Genomic DNA, 17,935 nt, shown 5'->3' on the forward strand with positions numbered 1-17,935 from the left:
TGCTGACTGACACTCCGCTTTCGCGAGCAAGCCCGCTCCCACAAGGGATGGTGGTGTGTCAGGTCAGTAGTGATACCACTTCACTTCAAGCATCACTTCGTTCTCGGGGGTGGCGAGGTGGCTGAAGTCGCGCTGGGCGCTCAGGCGCAGGCCCAGGTTGCGCGACAGCTCCCATTGTTGATTCAGGCTGATGTTGCGGCGCACTTCGCCATTGGTGAAGAAATCGCCCTTGGTCTCCAGGCTGAAGTTACCCAGCGGGTTTTTCCATAGCACGCCGGTGTTGAAGCCCGCCGCCGGGGCGATGAATTCGGCGAAGTCATTGTTGTGCTCGACGCGCACCGTGCCCAGCGCAAAACCGAGCATGTCCTCGCCCAGTTGCCAGGTACCGCCGCCACCGCCATTGACGTGGCTGACCAGGGTTTCGTCGTCATGCTTGCCCGGTACCCGTTCCAGGCCACCCGTCACCTGCCACGACAGCGGCTGCAGCAGCTCGTTGCGCGGGGTCAGGGAGCGAATCGTCGCCAGATCCAGCTGCTGGAATTGCCAGTGATTGCCTTCGTACTGGCGCAATTTCATTTGCAGGATTTCAATCTGGGCGCCGAGCGGGAAGCTCTCGGCGTTGTCGTTGAGATCGTGATAGGCCATGCGCAGGCCATACTCGCCAAACGCCTTGTCACCGCGGGTGCCGATGCCGGCCTGCCAGGTTCGCGATTCATGGCCATCCTCGGGCAGGCCGGGTTGCGGAATGTCCAGCTCCGGCGCCGGGTTCTGATTGATCGCCCGCAACAGTTCGAAACTGCGCTGAGCCCGCGCCGGGTCACGTTCCTGGCCATTGGCGCGGTAGCGTTCCAGGCGATAGGCCGCGTCGATGATCAGCGCCTGGCGATCCTTGGGTTGCGCCTTGAACGCGGGTTCCTGCAATTGTTTCTGATCGGCGCTGACTTTCAGCACCCATTGCTGTTCTTCAGGGTTCAGCGGTTCGGCGCGACTCAACAACTCACGTTCACGGGACGGGCGATATTCAATGGATTCCACCAGACCTGCTTCTTTCACGGCTTTGACGGTGTCGGTTGGAATCGCGGTCAGCGGGAATTGTTCGGTCAGCCGCAGGCTCGGGCGTGCCACTTGCAGCAATTCCAGCAGGCGATAGGAGCAGTTTTCGTCGAAGAAGAAATAGTCGAACTTGATCTGTTTCAGCTCCCAGACGTGCTCGACCATGCGTGCGGTTTCTTCCTGGGTCAGGTTCAGCCGGTATTCCCACAAGTCACGGTTCTCGAGGCTGCGGTATTCCGAGAGTTTTTCCTGATAGGGCACCAGCGCGAACAGCCCCGGATAGCCGCCCATCAAGCCTTTCCAAGCGTAGAGAATGCTGTTGTCCGAACCTTCGATATACGCGCCGAAGTTGATCGCGTAACTGAGCAGGGCCGTGTGGTCACTCTGTACATCGGCCTGGTCGATGCGCAGCAAGGTGTGGCCAAACATCGAAGACGGACTGTTCAAATACGCCGCCGGGAAAATCATCACCGCACTGTGGGGCGAGACGTCCTTGAACCATTGCTTGAATTCGCTGCAGTTCAGTGTCGGCAGATCGGTCAAATTGAGCTTCGCTTTCAGCCAGCGGGTACGGGCCGGGTAAACACATTGAGCGTGGTGTTCGCCGGCACTGACCGGGGCGTACAACGCTTGCACGGTAGCGGCCAACTCATGGTCGGGGTGTTCATTGCCGTCGGGCGCGAGGAAGAATTTCTTGTCGCTGACATAGCTGCGCCAGCCACCGAGCTTGGCGGTTTCGTAGTGGCCCAGGGAAATCCAGAAGGGGTCATTGGCCAGTTGCTGCAAACGTTGAGGGTCGATGTGCGGCGCGGCGGACAGCGGGGCGCAGACACAGAGCGCCAGCCAGGCAAGGCGTTTGAGCATAGTGGGCAACTTAAGTCGAAAAAAACAAAGACCCAAAGAAGGGGCGGGCCAAAAAATAAATCCGCTCCCCGAAAGGAGCGGGTGCTTCGAGCTTAAGCTTGAGTGGCGTACTTGGCCAGACGCGGATCGCTCTTCAGAACGGCCAGGGTGTTGGTATGCACGTCTTCAGCGGTCACGTCAGCCTTGCTGAAGATTTGCTGGAAGTGCTCGTGAGTGACGGCGGCGAAATGCGCACGGTCTTCCGGCGCCACGCCCAGGACCACGGCGTAAGTGGTCAGCGCTTCGCCCTGACCTTTGGCCATGTCTTCGGACAGCTCGTTCATCATGCCATTCATGGCAAACCAGGATTTGCCGCCATAGGTCAGCGACGCATTCGTTGCGCAGCCGTTGGTACCGGAGGTCATACCGAAGGTTGCATTGCCGGAGGTGCCGTTGGTGGTGGAGGCCATGAAGTGAGCCGGGGTGCCACGCTGACCTTCGAACAGCATGTTGCCCCAACCGCAATCCGGCCCGCCTGGGGCTTGCGCCATGGCGTTGAGGGATACAACGGTGAAAAGAGTACCGAGAAGAATCCGTTTCATAGCTATGTTCTCTTTGTGTGCATACCGATGAACAAGGGGTGTTTTGGCCCGTGTCGGCGCCAGTTGGGCCGGTTATTAGTCCAGCCGCGCAGTTTGGAGTTTAGGCACGATCACGGGGTTCCGTGATTTTTTGCAAAACATTCGCCGAAATCATTGATTTAGCCCCGGCCCACTGGGAGATGGCAGCTTGTCTATGCTTTGGCTGGAGGCGCGCCTTGCAAGTGGGGTATGGGCAGCGCCAGAATGCCGCTATCTGCCCCGCCTGATGTAAGGAAGCCCGATGCCTGATCCTGTTGCTGCCAGCTTGCGTCTAGCGCCTGAAGCGCTGACCCGTCCGTTTTCCGCTGAACAGTTCAGCTTCTCTACCACCAATGATCTGGAGCCCTTCCGCGGTGTGCTTGGCCAGGAACGTGCGGTCGAAGCCTTGCAGTTCGGTGTGGCCATGCCACGCCCCGGTTACAACGTGTTTGTCATGGGTGAGCCTGGCACCGGCCGGTTCTCGTTCGTCAAACGCTATCTGAAAGCCGAAGGCAAGCGCCTGCAGACCCCGGCGGACTGGGTCTACGTCAACAATTTCGATGAACCGCGCGAGCCTCGCGCACTGGAATTGCCGTCGGGCACCGCCGGTGCCTTCATCGGCGACATCAACGGCTTGATCGATAACCTGTTGTCGACCTTTCCGGCGGTGTTCGAACACCCGTCCTACCAGCAGAAGAAAAGCGCCATCGACCGCGCCTTCAATCAGCGCTACGACAAGGCGCTGGACGTCATCGAGCGCCTGGCCCTGGAGAAAGAAGTCGCCCTGTATCGCGACGCCAGCAACATCGCGTTTACCCCGATGAGCGAAGGCAAAGCGCTGGATGAGGCGGAATTCGCCCAGTTGCCGGAAGCCGATCGCGAGCGTTTTCACGAAGACATCTCCGGCCTGGAAGAGCGTCTGAATGAGGAACTCGCCAGCCTGCCGCAATGGAAGCGTGAGTCGAGCAATCAACTGCGCCACCTCAACGAAGAAACCATCACCCTGGCCTTGCAGCCGTTGTTGTCGCCGTTGTCGGAGAAGTACGCCGAGAACGCAGCCGTGTGCGGCTACCTGCAAGCGATGCAGGTTTACCTGTTGAAGACCGTGGTCGAGCAACTGGTCGACGACAGCAAGACCGACGCCATTGCCCGCAAGCTGCTGGAAGAGCAATACGCGCCGAGCCTGGTGGTCGGGCACTCGGCCAGCGGCGGTGCGCCGGTGGTGTTCGAGCCGCACCCGACGTACGAAAACCTGTTCGGCCGCATTGAATACAGCACCGATCAGGGCGCGCTGTACACGACCTACCGGCAACTGCGACCGGGCGCCTTGCACCGGGCCAACGGCGGTTTCCTGATTCTTGAAGCGGAAAAAATGCTCAGCGAGCCGTTCGTCTGGGATGCGCTCAAGCGCGCCCTGCAGTCGCGCAAGCTGAAGATGGAATCACCGTTGGGTGAGCTGGGCCGACTGGCCACGGTGACCCTGACGCCGCAACACATTCCGTTGGCGGTCAAAGTCATCATCATCGGTGCCCGTCAGCTGTATTACACGCTGCAAGACCTCGATCCGGACTTCCAGGAGATGTTTCGCGTCCTGGTGGACTTCGATGAAGACATCCCGATGGTCGACGAGAGCCTGGAGCAGTTCGCCCAGTTGCTCAAAACCCGCACCTCCGAAGAAGGCATGGCGCCGCTGACGGCAGATGCCGTCGCACGTCTGGCGACGTACAGCGCACGTCTGGCTGAACACCAGGGGCGTTTGTCGGCGCGCATCGGCGATCTGTTCCAACTGGTCAGCGAGGCGGATTTCATTCGCCACCTGGCGGGCGACGAGATGACCGACGCCGGGCACATCGAGCGTGCGCTCAAGGCCAAGGCCACCCGCACCGGGCGTGTCTCGGCGCGGATTCTTGATGACATGCTGGCCGGGATCATCCTGATCGACACCGATGGTGCCGCCGTCGGCAAGTGCAACGGTCTGACGGTGCTGGAAGTCGGCGATTCGGCCTTTGGTGTGCCGGCGCGGATTTCCGCCACGGTGTACCCGGGCGGCAGCGGCATTGTCGACATCGAGCGCGAGGTCAACCTCGGGCAGCCGATTCACTCCAAAGGCGTGATGATCCTCACCGGGTATCTGGGCAGTCGCTACGCCCAGGAGTTCCCGCTGGCGATTTCCGCGAGCATCGCCCTGGAGCAATCCTACGGTTACGTCGATGGCGACAGTGCGTCGCTGGGTGAGGCTTGTACGCTGATTTCAGCCTTGTCGAAAACACCGCTCAAGCAGTGCTTTGCGATCACCGGTTCGATCAACCAGTTCGGCGAAGTACAGGCAGTGGGCGGGGTCAACGAGAAGATCGAAGGTTTCTTCCGCCTCTGCGAAGCGCGCGGGCTGACCGGCAAACAGGGGGCGATCATTCCGCAGGCGAACGTTGCCACTTTGATGCTCGACGAGAAGGTGCTGGCTGCCGTGCGCGCGGGGCAGTTCCATGTGTACGCGGTGCGTCAGGCGGACGAGGCGCTGAGCCTGTTGGTCGGCGAGCCGGCGGGTGCGCCGGATGAGAATGGCGAATTCCCTGAAGGCAGCGTCAATGCGCGGGTGGTGGAGCGCCTGCGGGTGATCGCGGAAATGATCAGTGAGGAAGACCTCAAGGAAGCCGAGAAAGAAGCGGCGCAGGAAGCGTTGGTGGAGGCCAAGCCGGCCTAAGGACTCTCGGTCTAATGTGGGAGCGGGCTTGCTCTTGAAGGGGGAGTGTCAGTTGACATCATTGTCGCCTGGCACACTGCTTTCGCGAGCAGGCTCGCTCCCACATTTTTATGTGTGAACCGAAGAAAAAGTGCCATCACTCTGACGTCAATATTCACACTATGACCATTCGGCGCCTTCTGGTCTCGCCTGACGTGCTGGGCAGACTTTTCTTCTATTCTCTGGTTCAAGGATATCGACAGTCATCACAGGATCGAAACAGCCTTCCCACGGGGGCTGAATACCGGATCTACCGAGGGTCGCCGCCATGTCGCGCAACCTCTGTCTCACCCGTCAATGCCTGGGCCTAGTGACCCGTATCGAGTGCGCCATCCGTCCTTTGGCGGGAGATACGGGCATGTGGACCTTGCTCTTCGCCGCCGGAATGGCTGGCGAACAACCTTCAGCCATCAAGGCACAAGGCCCGTTTCATGGCCCTTTTGTGGCCGAATCAATCCTCGACACCATCGTTGAAAGCCTGACGCTGCACGGTTACGAACTGGCCGATGATCCACAAATCTGGTGCCTGCACCTGCAAGCCCAGCTGCGGGAAATCAACGGCGGCCGTTGCCGCAATCTGGGTGGCTTCGAGCACTGATGGGTTATTGATCGAGCTGGCTCAGATCAGCCTTGGCCAGTTTGACCTCGAAACCATATTGCACAGTGGCGAGGTCGGTTCGCTGATAGGTTTCCAGACGTGTGGGCTGGCCATAGAAGTAGTGCACGTCAAATAACGCCGGGCCTTCGGCGCTTGCATCATGGGTGACCGCAAGAATCTCTTTCAGGTAGTTCCCGCTGTCGTCCCTGGCAAAAAATCGCCAGTCCTGTGCAGGAAACAGTTTTGCATCCACCACCAGCGCGTTGCCTTTGAGCTCAAGACCCTTGGGCAATTTCTGTGCGTTGAGCGTTTGCTTGTCGACCGTGGCCAGGAACAACGGCATGGAGCCCACGGCGAACGCCGGCGTTTGCGGAAACAGGTTCAGGTCATAGGTGATCGTGCCCCGCAGAGGGTCGACCTGATAGGCCTCCGGTGGCAATTCGATCGGCTCATCGCGTTTACCGTTACTGTCCGCGGTAAAGAAACTGACCGGGCTATTGCCGGGGCTGAATGACGTGCCGAGCAACTCGTCGTTGAAGCTTCTGGGGTGATCGAATTCGATGCGCGCGGCGCTCGGGTCTTCCACCGACTGATTGACGTTGATGCTTTTTTTCAGCTGCTCCTCACTCAGTGTCGCGCCCTTGAGCCAGTTTGGCGTCTGATCGTCATACACCACCACCGGCAAGGTCAGCGGCTGGACGGTTTTTTCCGTGGTGTGTGGGTCGAAGCGGCGTACCGGCAAGTTCAAGTCCTTGCGTGTGACGGTAGCGGTCGAGAAATCCAGCAGACTGACTTCAAGGGTCTCGATCGGCCCGTTGAAATACACCTTGGAATAATGCTGACCCTGCTGCTGTTCGAACGTGCGCTGTTCGTGATTGAGCTGTTGTTCGAACGCCTCGCTCCAGGTTTTCTGTTGCTGCATTTTCGCCAGTTGTTTTTGGTAGAAAGCAATTTGCGTGGCCGTCTCGTTGATCGAACCGGAACGCGAGAGAAATTGCCCGGTGCCGTCCTTGGCCTGGACGATCAATGGGTTCAACGGGGTTTCACCGACCTCTGGGGCCTCTGGTGCACTGTTGGTGTACTCGATTTCGGCGTAGTTCTTTCCAAGCTTCAGCAGGGTGACGCTGAGGTTGTCGTTGGTGCGGGTCTGGCCAACGTCCTTTTTGCGCAGGTCGAAGCTGTAGAGCCGGCGAGGCGCAATCACTTCGACTTTGCCTTGCAGGCTCACCGGTTGCGGCTGGTTCTTCTTGTCGACATCCAGGCCGTCGATGAACGGGTAGGTCACCGTCAGGTCGTCGGGGTTGGTCAGGTTGGAACTCGACGGGCTGAGCTGAATGCCGGGATCGGTTTCCGACCATTCGGGCTGGAAGGGGATGACGCGTTTATTGCTCAGCGTCACCGATTGCCATTCCAGTCCATGGGGGAAAAGGAATGCCGCCGGAATATTGAAGTTGAAGGGGAATACCGGTTGCAGGTCGGTCAGGTAATCGGAGCTGGAATCCTTGTGCAGCACGAACAGGCCATTGATGTAGGTGTCCACCAGGGCCTGGGGCGTCGGGTAGTGCTTGAGCACGGCGAGGGCGTCTTCGCCGTATTCGGTTTCCACCGGTTTGCTGTCGAGCTTGAGTTGCGCACGTTCGAGCAACAGCAGTGAGCCGCCGAGCTCGGACACGGCGTCCTTGAGTTTCGGGTCCTGGATCTGATCCAGCGATTGTTCGAACTGCGCGGTTTTTTCCTCGAGGCTGACCTGATGCTTGTCCTCGCCGGGCGAGCAGCCGCTCATCAGCAACGTCAGGCAAATGCCGACACTCGTTAAAGGCAATCGCACATCCATTTCCAGTCTTCCTGTCCGATGTCGCTGGGAGGTCAATAGTCTGGACACTAGCAGAAAAACTTTGTGACACACGCGCAGGTGGCGGATTTCCCGATGGTTTCTGGCAGCTTCTGGATAGCGACAGGTGGCTGATATACTCGCGGCCATTTTCAACCCCTGTGTGAGATTCAATGGAACGCTTTATCGAAAACGCAATGTACGCCTCCCGCTGGTTGCTGGCGCCGATCTACTTCGGATTGTCGCTTGGGCTGTTGGCGCTGGCGCTGAAGTTCTTCCAGGAGGTTTTCCACGTTATTCCCAACGTGTTCTCGATGGCGGAATCGGACTTGATCCTGGTGCTGCTGTCGCTGATCGACATGGCGCTGGTGGGCGGTTTGCTGGTGATGGTGATGATTTCCGGTTACGAGAACTTCGTCTCCGAGCTGGACATCGATGACCATAAGGAAAAGCTCAACTGGCTGGGCACCATGGATTCTTCTTCCCTGAAGATGAAAGTGGCCGCTTCCATCGTGGCGATTTCCTCGATCCATCTGCTGCGGATCTTCATGGACGCCAAGAACGTCGATCCCGAGCATTTGAAGTGGTACGTGATCATCCACATGACGTTCGTCGTGTCGGCCTTCGCCATGGGTTATCTGGACAAGCTGACCAAGCACTGATTCGAACGAACCCCTGTAGGAGCAAGCTCGCTCGCGATGGCATCACCGCGGTCTGACGGTAAACCGCGGTGATGCCATCGCGGGCAAGCCACGCTTCCACAAGGGGGATTAGGTTGAACCGGACGGGCGGTGGCGTTGCTGGCTTGTACTTTGATGCGCCGGGGCCTATCCCTGTAAGTAGTCTTGGCTGGCCATTGTATGAGGTGCCTTCATGAACCTTGTTGAACTACGCGCTTATGCCATCGCAGGGAAAGTCGATGAGTTGAACCTGATCTCCATGGAAGGCGGAATCTATCTGCTGGAGGCGCGCATGCATGGTGCCGCGTATCCCTTGGGCGATGCCCACGACCATATGTTCCACGTGCGCTCGGTCGAGCATGCTCGTCAAGTGTTGCATGACTTTCCTTCCTTACCCTTCAACCTTGTTCACGCCTTGGTTCATGATGAGATGTGCGGGCTGGGTGCCAGCGTCGGGGAAAGCCTGAAGGTGCCGATCGCCTTCCGCTCCTCCTGGCATCACTGACAGCCCTCATCAGGACGATGTCATCTGTGCTAGTCTGCTGGCCCTTTTGGTTCCGGGCGCTCCGGGACGCGCTGTGCACGCACGGCAAGTTCCTGGGCCGTCCGCACAGCGGAGCAGTGTCATGTCCGAAGTAAATCTGTCCACCGACGAAACCCGCGTCAGCTACGGTATTGGCCGTCAGCTGGGCGACCAACTGCGCGACAACCCGCCACCGGGCGTTAGCCTGGACGCGATCCTGGCCGGTCTGACCGATGCCTTCGCGGGCAAGGAAAGCCGTGTTGGCCAGGAAGAAATGTCCGCGAGCTTCAAGGTGATTCGCGAAATCATGCAAGCCGAAGCAGCTGCCAAAGCTGAAGCGGCTGCTGGCGAAGGCCTGGCTTTCCTGGCTGAAAACGCCAAGCGTGAAGGCATCACCACCCTGGCTTCCGGCCTGCAATTCGAAGTGCTGACTGCTGGTGAAGGCGCCAAGCCGACCCGTGAAGATCAAGTGCGTACTCACTACCACGGCACCCTGATCGACGGCACTGTGTTCGACAGCTCCTACGAGCGCGGCCAGCCTGCAGAATTCCCGGTTGGTGGCGTGATCGCTGGCTGGACCGAAGCCCTGCAACTGATGAATGCCGGCAGCAAATGGCGTCTGTACGTGCCGAGCGAACTGGCTTACGGCGCTCAAGGCGTTGGCGGCATTCCGCCGCACAGCGTACTGGTATTCGACGTCGAGCTGCTCGACGTTCTGTAATACCCATGTGGGAGGGAGCCTGCTCGCGAAGACGAAATGTCAGTCAGCTTCAATGTTGAATGTCAGACCGCTTTCGCGAGCAGGCTCGCTCCCACAGTTTTTTACAGTGATCTTCATATTTCGATCTTGTGGTGCAGTTCACTCGACGGGCGCAACGCCCGGGCATAACAGAACAGAAACAGATTACGCACCAGTTCCTTGAGCACCACCGGCTCGCTGGAACTCAGGCCGTTGACGTCCAGATCCCCCTGATCCTGCAGCTCGTTCAAGGCTTCTTCTTCAAGCACCGCACAGACTTCCCCGGTTTCCCGATGCAGGATCCTGAGGTAAGGGTGTGGCCGGTCCAGCCAGGCATCGATCAAATAAGTCATGTCTCATCTCCATTGATTTGGGTTTCAATGAGAATAATTCTTATTCATCAAATAGCAAGGACCTATTGGCGGTTTGTGCTTTTTTCCGGGTAAAGGTTGCGTAAGGTCAATTCGGCTGGCGTTTGGCTATTGCGCGTGCAGGCGGGTTGAAACGGGGGAGGGCGAAGCACCATCCCACGCATGGCGCAGGATGGAATACAGCGGATTCAGACTTTTCTGACGAACTCGGACTTGAGCTTCATCGGGCCGATGCCGTCGATCTTGCAATCGATGTCGTGGTCGCCATCGCACAGGCGGATGTTCTTGACCTTGGTGCCGACCTTGACCACCAGCGACGTGCCCTTGACCTTGAGGTCCTTGATCACGGTGATGGTATCGCCGTCCTGCAGGACATTGCCGACCGAATCCTTTTTCACGGTGTCATCGGACGCCACATCGGCTTCGCCGCTGGCGGACCATTCGTGCGCGCACTCGGGGCAGATCAGCTGTGCGCCGTCTTCATAGGTGTATTCGGAATTGCAGTTTGGGCAGGGTGGCAACGTGCTCACTAAAGCTCCTTGGATTCAGGATCGCTAAAAAGCGCACATTATATAGGGTTTTAGGCGGGAGAGTGCTTGATGCTGATAAACCTGTGGGAGAGGCCCTCCCACAGGGAATTGCGGCGCAGTTAGTGAGTGCGGGCTACCGCAAACTCACTCAACTCAACCAGTGCGTCGCGATATTCACTGGCAGGCAGTGCGTCGAGGCACTTGATCGCGCGGGCCACGTAATCACGGGCCAGTTTCGCGGTGTATTCCAGCGAACCGGAGGCTTCTACCGCTTCGCGAATGCTTTCCAGATCCTCGATGCCGCCTTTCTGGATCGCCTTGCGCACCAGGGCTGCCTGTTCCGGCGTGCCTTCGCGCATGGTGTAGATCAACGGCAGGGTCGGCTTGCCTTCGGCCAGGTCGTCGCCGACGTTCTTGCCCAGGGTTTCCGCGTCGCCTTTGTAATCCAGCAGGTCGTCGACCAGTTGGAAGGCCACGCCCAAGTGGTCGCCAAAGGTGCGCAGGGCTTCGGCCTGTTCCGCCGTGGCTTCGCAGAGCGCGGCAGCACTGTGGGTCGAAGCCTCGAAGAGCATCGCGGTCTTGCCGCGGATGACTTCCATGTAGGTTTCTTCGGTGGTGCTGGCGTCACGGACCTTCGACAGCTGCAACACTTCGCCTTCGGCGATGATGCGGGTCGCTTGCGAAAGGATCTTCATCACCGGCATGGAGCCCAGTTCGACCATCATTTCGAAGGAGCGCGAATACAGGAAGTCGCCGACCAGTACGCTCGGGGCGTTGCCCCACATGGCGTTGGCGGTCGAGCGGCCACGGCGCATGCCGGACATGTCGACCACGTCGTCGTGCAGCAGGGTGGCGGTGTGCAGGAACTCGATGGTCGCGGCCAGCAGACGCAGGTCGTCGCCTTCGCGGCCCAGCGCCTTGCCACACAGCAGCACTAATAAAGGACGCAGGCGTTTACCGCCAGCCGAGGTAATGTAATCGCCGATTTTCGATACCAGCGGCACTCGGGAAGTCAGCTGCTTCTTGATGATGCCGTCGACGGCGCTAAAATCGTCCGCCACCGCGCGGTAGAAAGCTTGGGGTTGCATCAGCGACAGTTGCTCCAGAAGGGTTGCGCGGCATGCTAGGACCCACGTCGGCGAGTGTCAAGGCGCGATGGACGGCCACTTGCATCGCTCCGGCAGCTTGCGTACAATCGCGCACCCTGAACTTCCTGGGCAGCACCTGCCTTACGCAATTGCAAACCGGCCTTCCAGCCCTATGCAGCCATGCCAGCCAATACCTCTTCTTATAAAGAGCTGGGTGAGCAGGATTATCGGAGAAATACCATGTCGTACGCAGTAATTGTTACTGGTGGCAAGCAATACAAGGTCGCCCCAGGTGAATACCTGAAGATCGAAAAACTGGAAATCGCTACCGGCGAATCCGTTACTTTTGATCGCGTTCTGTTGGTCGCCAATGGCGATGACGTGAACATCGGCGCTCCAGTTGTTGCTGGCGCTACCGTTGTGGCTGAAGTGATCTCCCAAGGTCGTCACGATAAAGTCCGCATCATCAAGTTCCGTCGTCGTAAGCACCACATGAAGCGTATGGGCCACCGCCAGTGGTACACCGAGATCAAAATCACCGGTATTCAGGCTTAATTTCAGCCTAATTCCTCACTAGGAGAATTGACTCATGGCACACAAAAAAGCTGGTGGTAGTACCCGTAACGGTCGCGACTCAGAAGCCAAACGCCTTGGCGTGAAGATGTATGGCGGCCAGGTTATCATTCCGGGCAACATCATCGTGCGTCAGCGCGGCACCCAATTCCACGCCGGTTACGGTGTTGGCATGGGTAAAGATCACACTCTGTTCGCTAAAATCGACGGCGTGATCAAGTTTGAAGTAAAAGGCGCTTTCAATCGCCGTTACGTAAGCATTGTCCCGAAGACTGACGTCGTCGCGGCATAATTACGTGGTTGCTGGAAAAGCCCTGTCTTGCGACGGGGCTTTTTCGTTTGTGGGGTGAGTCTCTTGCAAAGCTGTTTGTGATGGGCTCCAGCGCAGGTTTTTGCGGTCGTTGATTGAGGTCGCTGCGCTCATTTTTGCAAGAGTCTTATGTCTAGATTTTTTCGGCTCGTCCGTATGGCGAGAGGCGTTTTGTTATGAAGTTTGTTGATGAAGTATCGATTCGAGTAAAGGCCGGCGACGGCGGCAACGGTTGCATGAGCTTCCGTCGCGAGAAATTCATTGAAAACGGCGGCCCGAACGGCGGTGACGGTGGTGATGGCGGCTCGGTCTACATGATCGCCGACGAAAACCTCAACACCCTGGTCGACTACCGTTACACCCGTCACTTCGATGCCGAGCGCGGTTCGAACGGCGGCAGCACCGACTGCACCGGCAAGAAAGGTGAAGAACTGGTGCTGCGCGTACCGGTTGGTACCACCGTCATCGATGCGGCCACTCAAGAAGTGATCGGCGACCTGACCAAGGCCGGCCAGAAGCTGCTCGTGGCTCACGGCGGCTGGCACGGTCTGGGTAACACCCGTTTCAAATCCAGTACCAACCGTGCTCCGCGTCAGACCACTCCGGGTAAGCCGGGTGAGGCGCGTGACCTCAAGCTGGAAATGAAAGTGCTGGCTGATGTCGGTCTGCTGGGCTTGCCGAACGCCGGTAAAAGTACCTTCATTCGCTCGGTATCGGCCGCCAAGCCGAAAGTCGCCGACTACCCGTTCACCACCTTGGTGCCGAACCTGGGTGTGGTCAGCGTCGATCGCTGGAAGAGCTTCGTGGTCGCGGACATTCCGGGTCTGATCGAAGGTGCTTCCGATGGTGCAGGCCTGGGGATTCGCTTCCTCAAGCACTTGTCGCGTACCCGTTTGCTGCTGCACCTCGTGGACATGGCGCCACTGGATGACACCAGTGCTCCGGATGCCGCTGAAGTAATCGTCAGCGAGCTGACCAAGTTCAGCCCGTCCCTGGCTGAGCGTGATCGTTGGTTGGTACTGAACAAGTGCGACCAGATCCTTGAAGAAGAGCACGATGCTCGCGTCAAGGAAATCGTTGATCGCCTGGAATGGACCGGTCCGGTCTACGTGATCTCGGCCATCTCCAAGCTCGGTACCGAGCGTCTGTGTCACGACATCATGCGTTACATGGAAGACCGTGCCGATCGCCTGGCTGCCGACCCGGCCTACAAGGAAGAGCTGGCAGAACTCGATCAGCGCATCGAAGACGAAGCCCGTGCTCAGCTGCAGGCCCTGGATGACCAGCGTGCCCTGCGCCGTAGCGGCGTGAAGTCGGTCCATGACATCGGCGACGATGATTGGGACGAAGAAGATGTGGATGACGAAGACGGTCCGGAAATCATTTACGTGCGTGACTGATTCGTTGCAGTAAACTTAAGCGCCGCTCAATCGAGCGGCGTTTTAGTATCTGGAAATCGATCGTTGGTCAGTAATAGCCACGATTAACGTCACGGGCAGTGCCAGGTCGCGCTGTCCTCAAGCTAAGGTTGAAGATGATGCGGAGCAAGGTGACAGGTGCGCAGCGTTGGGTCGTGAAGATCGGCAGCGCTTTGCTGACGGCGGACGGCAAGGGCCTGGATCGCGCGGCAATGGGTGTCTGGGTCGAGCAGATGGTGGCTTTGCATGAAGCTGGCGTCGAACTGGTGTTGGTGTCTTCCGGGGCTGTGGCCGCGGGCATGAGCCGCTTGGGCTGGACCGTACGACCCAGTGCGATGCATGAGTTGCAGGCCGCCGCCGCCATCGGTCAGATGGGCCTGGTGCAGGCCTGGGAGTCGAGCTTTGCCGAGCATGGCCGGCACACCGCGCAGATTCTCCTGACGCACGATGACTTGTCCGATCGCAAGCGCTACCTGAACGCCCGCAGTACCTTGCGCGCTCTGGTTGAGCTGAAAGTGATCCCGGTGATCAACGAAAACGACACCGTGGTGACTGACGAAATCCGTTTCGGCGACAACGACACCCTGGCGGCGCTGGTGGCCAACCTGGTCGAAGCTGATTTGCTGGTGATCCTCACGGATCGCGATGGCATGTTCGACGCGGACCCGCGCAACAACCCCGATGCCAACCTGATTTACGAAGCGCGCGCTGATGATCCGGCGCTGGATGCGGTGGCGGGCGGTACGGGTGGTGCGCTGGGGCGTGGCGGTATGCAGACCAAATTGCGTGCGGCGCGTCTGGCTGCTCGTTCCGGGGCACACACCATCATCGTCGGTGGGCGCATTGAGCGCGTGCTGGATCGCCTGAAGGCGGGTGAGCGCATCGGCACCTTGCTCTCGCCTGAGCGCGGCATGCTGGCGGCGCGCAAGCAATGGCTGGCCGGGCACCTGCAAACCCGTGGCACGCTGGTGCTGGACGGTGGTGCGGTGAAGGCGTTGGCCCAGGATCATAAAAGTTTGCTGCCGGTGGGTGTCAAGCTGGTGCAGGGCAGCTTCCGTCGCGGCGAAATGGTGGTGTGCGTGGCGCCGGATGGTCGCGAGATCGCTCGTGGCCTGGCCAACTACAGCGCGCTGGAAGCGCAAAAAATCATCGGTCAGTCGTCTGAGGCGATTGTCGGTCTGTTGGGTTACATGGCTGAGCCGGAACTGGTTCACCGCGATAACCTGATTCTGGTCTGAAGGAATATTTGAATGCGTGTGGCAAAAGGATTGTTGGGTCTGCTGCTGGCGATGCCGCTGCTGGCTTCGGCTGAGGAAATTGGCCAGGTGTCGACGGTGTTCAAATTCGTCGGGCCGAACGACCGCATCGTCGTCGAGGCGTTTGATGATCCAAAGGTCGACGGCGTGACGTGCTACCTGTCGCGCGCCAAGACGGGTGGTGTGAAGGGTGGTTTGGGTCTGGCGGAAGATCGCGCCGAGGCTTCTATCGCTTGCCGTCAGGTCGGCCCCATCAGTTTCAAGGGTGAGCTGAAGGATGGTGATGAGGTGTTCAAGGAGCGCACGTCGCTGGTATTCAAGACCATGCAGGTGGTGCGCTTCCTCGACAAGAAGCGCAATACGCTGGTGTACCTGGTCTACAGCGATCGCTTGATTGAGGGTAGTCCGCAGAATGCGGTGACGGCGATTCCGATCCTGCCGTGGGCGCACGCTCAGTAATCAGGCGAAGATCCAAACTGTGGGAGCGAGCCTGCTCGCGAAAGCGTTGTAACAGTCAACGATGATGTTGAATGTGACGACCTCTTCGCGAGCAGGCTCGCTCCCACATTTTTTTGTGTTGTCTTTGGCAAATCGCAGGCAATAAAAAACCGACCCTGGGGTCGGTTTTTTAACAAGCTTATCGCTTATGCGGCTACAGCAAGGTTCAGAGCCTTGACGTGACCGTTCAGGCGGCTCTTATGACGAGCAGCCTTGTTCTTGTGGATGATGCCTTTATCGGCCATACGGTCGATAACTGGCACGGCCAGAACGTAAGCAGCTTGAGCTTTAGCAGCGTCTTTTGCGTCGATGGCTTTAACTACATTCTTGATGTAGGTACGAACCATGGAACGCAGGCTGGCGTTGTGGCTGCGACGCTTCTCAGCCTGTTTTGCACGTTTTTTGGCGGAAGGTGTGTTGGCCACCGTCGAGCTCCTCGAAAGACTTTTTAGGAAATAGCAAACAAAATAGGCCGCGAATCATGCCGATGAGTTGATGTCTTGTCAAGGGCGGTTGAGACGTTCCGCTAAGTGGTAGGTATAAAGAGGCGGGATATTTATTTCCGGCGCTTGACCTGTAAACTCGCGAGCTTTGGCTCTGTGCTGCTGCGGCGCGGAGTATCGCATAAGTAGGCGCTTTGTTCGCCTGCTGTTTATCGACAGGCACAAACTCTTTCAATGAATCTGCTCAAATCGTTGGCCGCCGTCAGCTCTATCACGATGATTTCCCGGGTTTTGGGGTTTGTTCGTGACACGCTGATCGCACGTACATTTGGTGCCGGGATGGCGACGGACGCCTTCTTTATCGCCTTCAAATTGCCCAATCTGTTGCGGCGAATCTTCGCCGAGGGGGCATTTTCCCAGGCCTTCGTGCCGATTCTGGCCGAATACAAAAGCCAGAAAGGCGAGGAGGCGACGCGAACATTCATTGCCTATGTCTCAGGCCTGCTGACACTGGTGCTGGCGCTGGTCACTGCGTTGGGGATGATTGCAGCGCCCTGGGTGATCTGGGCGACTGCGCCGGGTTTTACCGATACGCCGGAAAAATTCGAGCTGACCTCCAGCCTGTTGCGGGTAACCTTTCCCTACATATTGCTGATTTCCCTGTCGTCCCTGGCCGGTGCGATCCTCAATACCTACAACCGTTTCTCGGTGCCGGCCTTCGTGCCGACCTTGCTCAACGTCAGCATGATCGTCTTTTCGGTGTTCCTGACGCCGTACTTCGATCCGCCGGTCATGGCGTTGGGGTGGGCGGTCCTGGTGGGTGGCCTGGCGCAATTGCTTTATCAGCTGCCGCACCTGAAAAAGATCGGCATGCTGGTATTGCCGCGCCTGAACCTGCGCGACAGCGGCGTCTGGCGGGTCATGAAGCAGATGCTGCCAGCAATTCTCGGCGTATCGGTCAGCCAGATTTCCCTGATCATCAACACCATTTTCGCGTCCTTCCTGGTGGCCGGTTCGGTGTCCTGGATGTACTACGCCGACCGCTTGATGGAATTGCCGTCCGGCGTATTGGGCGTGGCGCTGGGCACGATTCTGTTGCCGACCCTGGCCAAAACCTACGCCAGCAAGGACCGTCACGAATATTCGCGCATCCTCGACTGGGGCCTGCGCCTGTGCTTCGTCCTGGTGTTGCCGTGTTCGCTGGCGCTGGGGATTCTGGCTGAGCCGCTGACCGTTTCGCTGTTCCAGTACGGCCAGTTCAGTGCCTTCGATGCGTCGATGACCCAGCGCGCTCTGATCGCTTATTCCGTCGGTTTGCTTGGGATTATCGTGATCAAAGTGCTGGCGCCGGGCTTTTATGCGCAACAAAACATCCGCACCCCGGTGAAAATCGCAATTTTCACCCTGGTGGTGACTCAGTTGTTCAACCTGATGCTCATCGGTCCTTTGGCCCACGCCGGCCTGGCCTTGGCCATCAGTGCCGGTGCCTGCATCAACGCCGGGCTGTTGTTCTATCAACTGCGCAAGCAGCAGATGTACCAGCCGCAGCCGGGCTGGGCGAAGTTCGGTGCCAAGCTCGTTATCGCCGTGCTGGTGATGTCCGCCGTATTGCTGGTGGGGATGCACTTCATGCCGGCATGGGATCAAGGGCATATGCTGGAGCGGTTCCTGCGCCTGGGTGCTTTGATCGGCGCCGGTATCGTCGCTTACTTCGGGATGTTGCTGCTGATGGGCTTCCGTTTGCGCGACTTCAATCGCAAGGCATTGAGCTGAGGTTGCAGCCTTGATAAACACGGGCGAGCCGGTGGTTTTGTCGGCTCG

General features: G+C 58.5%; 18 protein-coding genes. 11 read left to right on the forward strand and 7 right to left on the reverse strand.

The window, feature by feature from the left end:
- Positions 1–63: 63 nt before the first annotated feature.
- Both AC07N8_RS26495 and AC07N8_RS26500 read right to left on the reverse strand, forming a co-directional pair.
- Complete coding sequence (locus AC07N8_RS26495) at positions 64–1,917, reverse strand: Lnb N-terminal periplasmic domain-containing protein (protein ID WP_493146566.1); 1,854 nt, start codon at positions 1,915–1,917, stop codon at positions 64–66.
- 92 nt (positions 1,918–2,009) lie between these two features.
- Positions 2,010–2,498 (reverse strand): DUF3015 domain-containing protein, encoded by a 489-nt coding sequence (locus tag AC07N8_RS26500; RefSeq protein ID WP_123433504.1) that lies wholly within the window; start codon positions 2,496–2,498, stop codon positions 2,010–2,012.
- A 280-nt stretch (positions 2,499–2,778) separates the two neighbouring features.
- On the opposite strand from AC07N8_RS26500, the gene AC07N8_RS26505 reads away from it, so the two are divergent.
- Together AC07N8_RS26505 and AC07N8_RS26510 are read left to right on the forward strand one after the other, a co-directional pair.
- Positions 2,779–5,217, forward strand: a complete 2,439-nt coding sequence (locus AC07N8_RS26505) for a Lon protease family protein (RefSeq protein ID WP_483842976.1) — start codon at positions 2,779–2,781, stop codon at positions 5,215–5,217.
- A 307-nt stretch (positions 5,218–5,524) separates the two neighbouring features.
- Complete coding sequence (locus tag AC07N8_RS26510) at positions 5,525–5,854, forward strand: PA4575 family protein (RefSeq protein ID WP_027924208.1); 330 nt, start codon at positions 5,525–5,527, stop codon at positions 5,852–5,854.
- Positions 5,855–5,858: 4 nt separating this feature from the next.
- On the opposite strand, the gene AC07N8_RS26515 is transcribed toward AC07N8_RS26510, so the two are convergent.
- Positions 5,859–7,688: a hypothetical protein gene (locus AC07N8_RS26515; protein ID WP_483842975.1), complete on the reverse strand. Its 1,830-nt coding sequence runs from the start codon at positions 7,686–7,688 to the stop codon at positions 5,859–5,861.
- A gap of 170 nt (positions 7,689–7,858) precedes the next feature.
- Between AC07N8_RS26515 and AC07N8_RS26520 the strand changes: the two genes are divergently transcribed.
- The 3 genes from AC07N8_RS26520 (at position 7,859) to bamJ (ending at position 9,609) form a co-directional block, all read left to right on the forward strand.
- Positions 7,859–8,347 (forward strand): TIGR00645 family protein, encoded by a 489-nt coding sequence (locus AC07N8_RS26520; RefSeq protein ID WP_027924206.1) that lies wholly within the window; start codon positions 7,859–7,861, stop codon positions 8,345–8,347.
- Between the two features lie 211 nt (positions 8,348–8,558).
- Positions 8,559–8,870 (forward strand): DUF6482 family protein, encoded by a 312-nt coding sequence (locus AC07N8_RS26525; RefSeq protein ID WP_483842974.1) that lies wholly within the window; start codon positions 8,559–8,561, stop codon positions 8,868–8,870.
- 121 nt (positions 8,871–8,991) lie between these two features.
- Positions 8,992–9,609: a BamJ family beta-barrel-assembly machinery protein gene (gene bamJ, locus AC07N8_RS26530; RefSeq protein ID WP_483842973.1), complete on the forward strand. Its 618-nt coding sequence runs from the start codon at positions 8,992–8,994 to the stop codon at positions 9,607–9,609.
- A gap of 113 nt (positions 9,610–9,722) precedes the next feature.
- Here bamJ and AC07N8_RS26535 read toward each other — a convergent pair whose 3' ends face one another.
- The 3 genes from AC07N8_RS26535 to AC07N8_RS26545 all read right to left on the reverse strand — a co-directional run bounded on the left by AC07N8_RS26535 (position 9,723) and on the right by AC07N8_RS26545 (position 11,616).
- Positions 9,723–9,980 carry a PA4570 family protein gene (locus tag AC07N8_RS26535; protein ID WP_461953161.1) on the reverse strand — a complete coding sequence of 86 codons (258 nt, stop codon included), beginning with the start codon at positions 9,978–9,980 and terminating at the stop codon, positions 9,723–9,725.
- A 206-nt stretch (positions 9,981–10,186) separates the two neighbouring features.
- Positions 10,187–10,528, reverse strand: a complete 342-nt coding sequence (locus AC07N8_RS26540; protein ID WP_493146561.1) for a zinc ribbon domain-containing protein YjdM — start codon at positions 10,526–10,528, stop codon at positions 10,187–10,189.
- Positions 10,529–10,647: 119 nt separating this feature from the next.
- On the reverse strand, positions 10,648–11,616 hold the full coding sequence (locus tag AC07N8_RS26545) for a polyprenyl synthetase family protein (RefSeq protein WP_027924201.1): 969 nt from the start codon (positions 11,614–11,616) through the stop codon (positions 10,648–10,650).
- A 240-nt stretch (positions 11,617–11,856) separates the two neighbouring features.
- Here AC07N8_RS26545 and rplU point away from each other — a divergent pair, with 240 nt between their 5' ends.
- The 5 genes from rplU (at position 11,857) to AC07N8_RS26570 (ending at position 15,632) form a co-directional block, all read left to right on the forward strand.
- Complete coding sequence (rplU, locus tag AC07N8_RS26550) at positions 11,857–12,171, forward strand: 50S ribosomal protein L21 (RefSeq protein WP_003176051.1); 315 nt, start codon at positions 11,857–11,859, stop codon at positions 12,169–12,171.
- Between the two features lie 34 nt (positions 12,172–12,205).
- On the forward strand, positions 12,206–12,481 hold the full coding sequence (rpmA, locus tag AC07N8_RS26555) for a 50S ribosomal protein L27 (RefSeq protein WP_007943982.1): 276 nt from the start codon (positions 12,206–12,208) through the stop codon (positions 12,479–12,481).
- A 194-nt stretch (positions 12,482–12,675) separates the two neighbouring features.
- Positions 12,676–13,899: an Obg family GTPase CgtA gene (gene cgtA / locus AC07N8_RS26560; protein ID WP_027924200.1), complete on the forward strand. Its 1,224-nt coding sequence runs from the start codon at positions 12,676–12,678 to the stop codon at positions 13,897–13,899.
- Positions 13,900–14,036: 137 nt separating this feature from the next.
- Entirely contained in the window at positions 14,037–15,155 is a 1,119-nt protein-coding gene (gene proB / locus AC07N8_RS26565; protein ID WP_027924199.1) for a glutamate 5-kinase, read from the forward strand.
- A gap of 12 nt (positions 15,156–15,167) precedes the next feature.
- Positions 15,168–15,632 (forward strand): CreA family protein, encoded by a 465-nt coding sequence (locus tag AC07N8_RS26570; protein ID WP_008022496.1) that lies wholly within the window; start codon positions 15,168–15,170, stop codon positions 15,630–15,632.
- 185 nt (positions 15,633–15,817) lie between these two features.
- Here the strand turns inward: AC07N8_RS26570 and rpsT are convergent, their stop codons facing one another.
- The gene (gene rpsT / locus AC07N8_RS26575; RefSeq protein WP_007942340.1) at positions 15,818–16,096 is read right to left on the reverse strand and encodes a 30S ribosomal protein S20; all 279 of its coding nucleotides are present in this window, start codon (positions 16,094–16,096) and stop codon (positions 15,818–15,820) included.
- Between the two features lie 252 nt (positions 16,097–16,348).
- On the opposite strand from rpsT, the gene murJ reads away from it, so the two are divergent.
- On the forward strand, positions 16,349–17,887 hold the full coding sequence (gene murJ / locus AC07N8_RS26580; protein WP_483842971.1) for a murein biosynthesis integral membrane protein MurJ: 1,539 nt from the start codon (positions 16,349–16,351) through the stop codon (positions 17,885–17,887).
- Positions 17,888–17,935: the final 48 nt, after the last annotated feature.

The sequence above is a fragment of the Pseudomonas sp. GW821-FHT10C09 genome, from assembly GCF_059415465.1.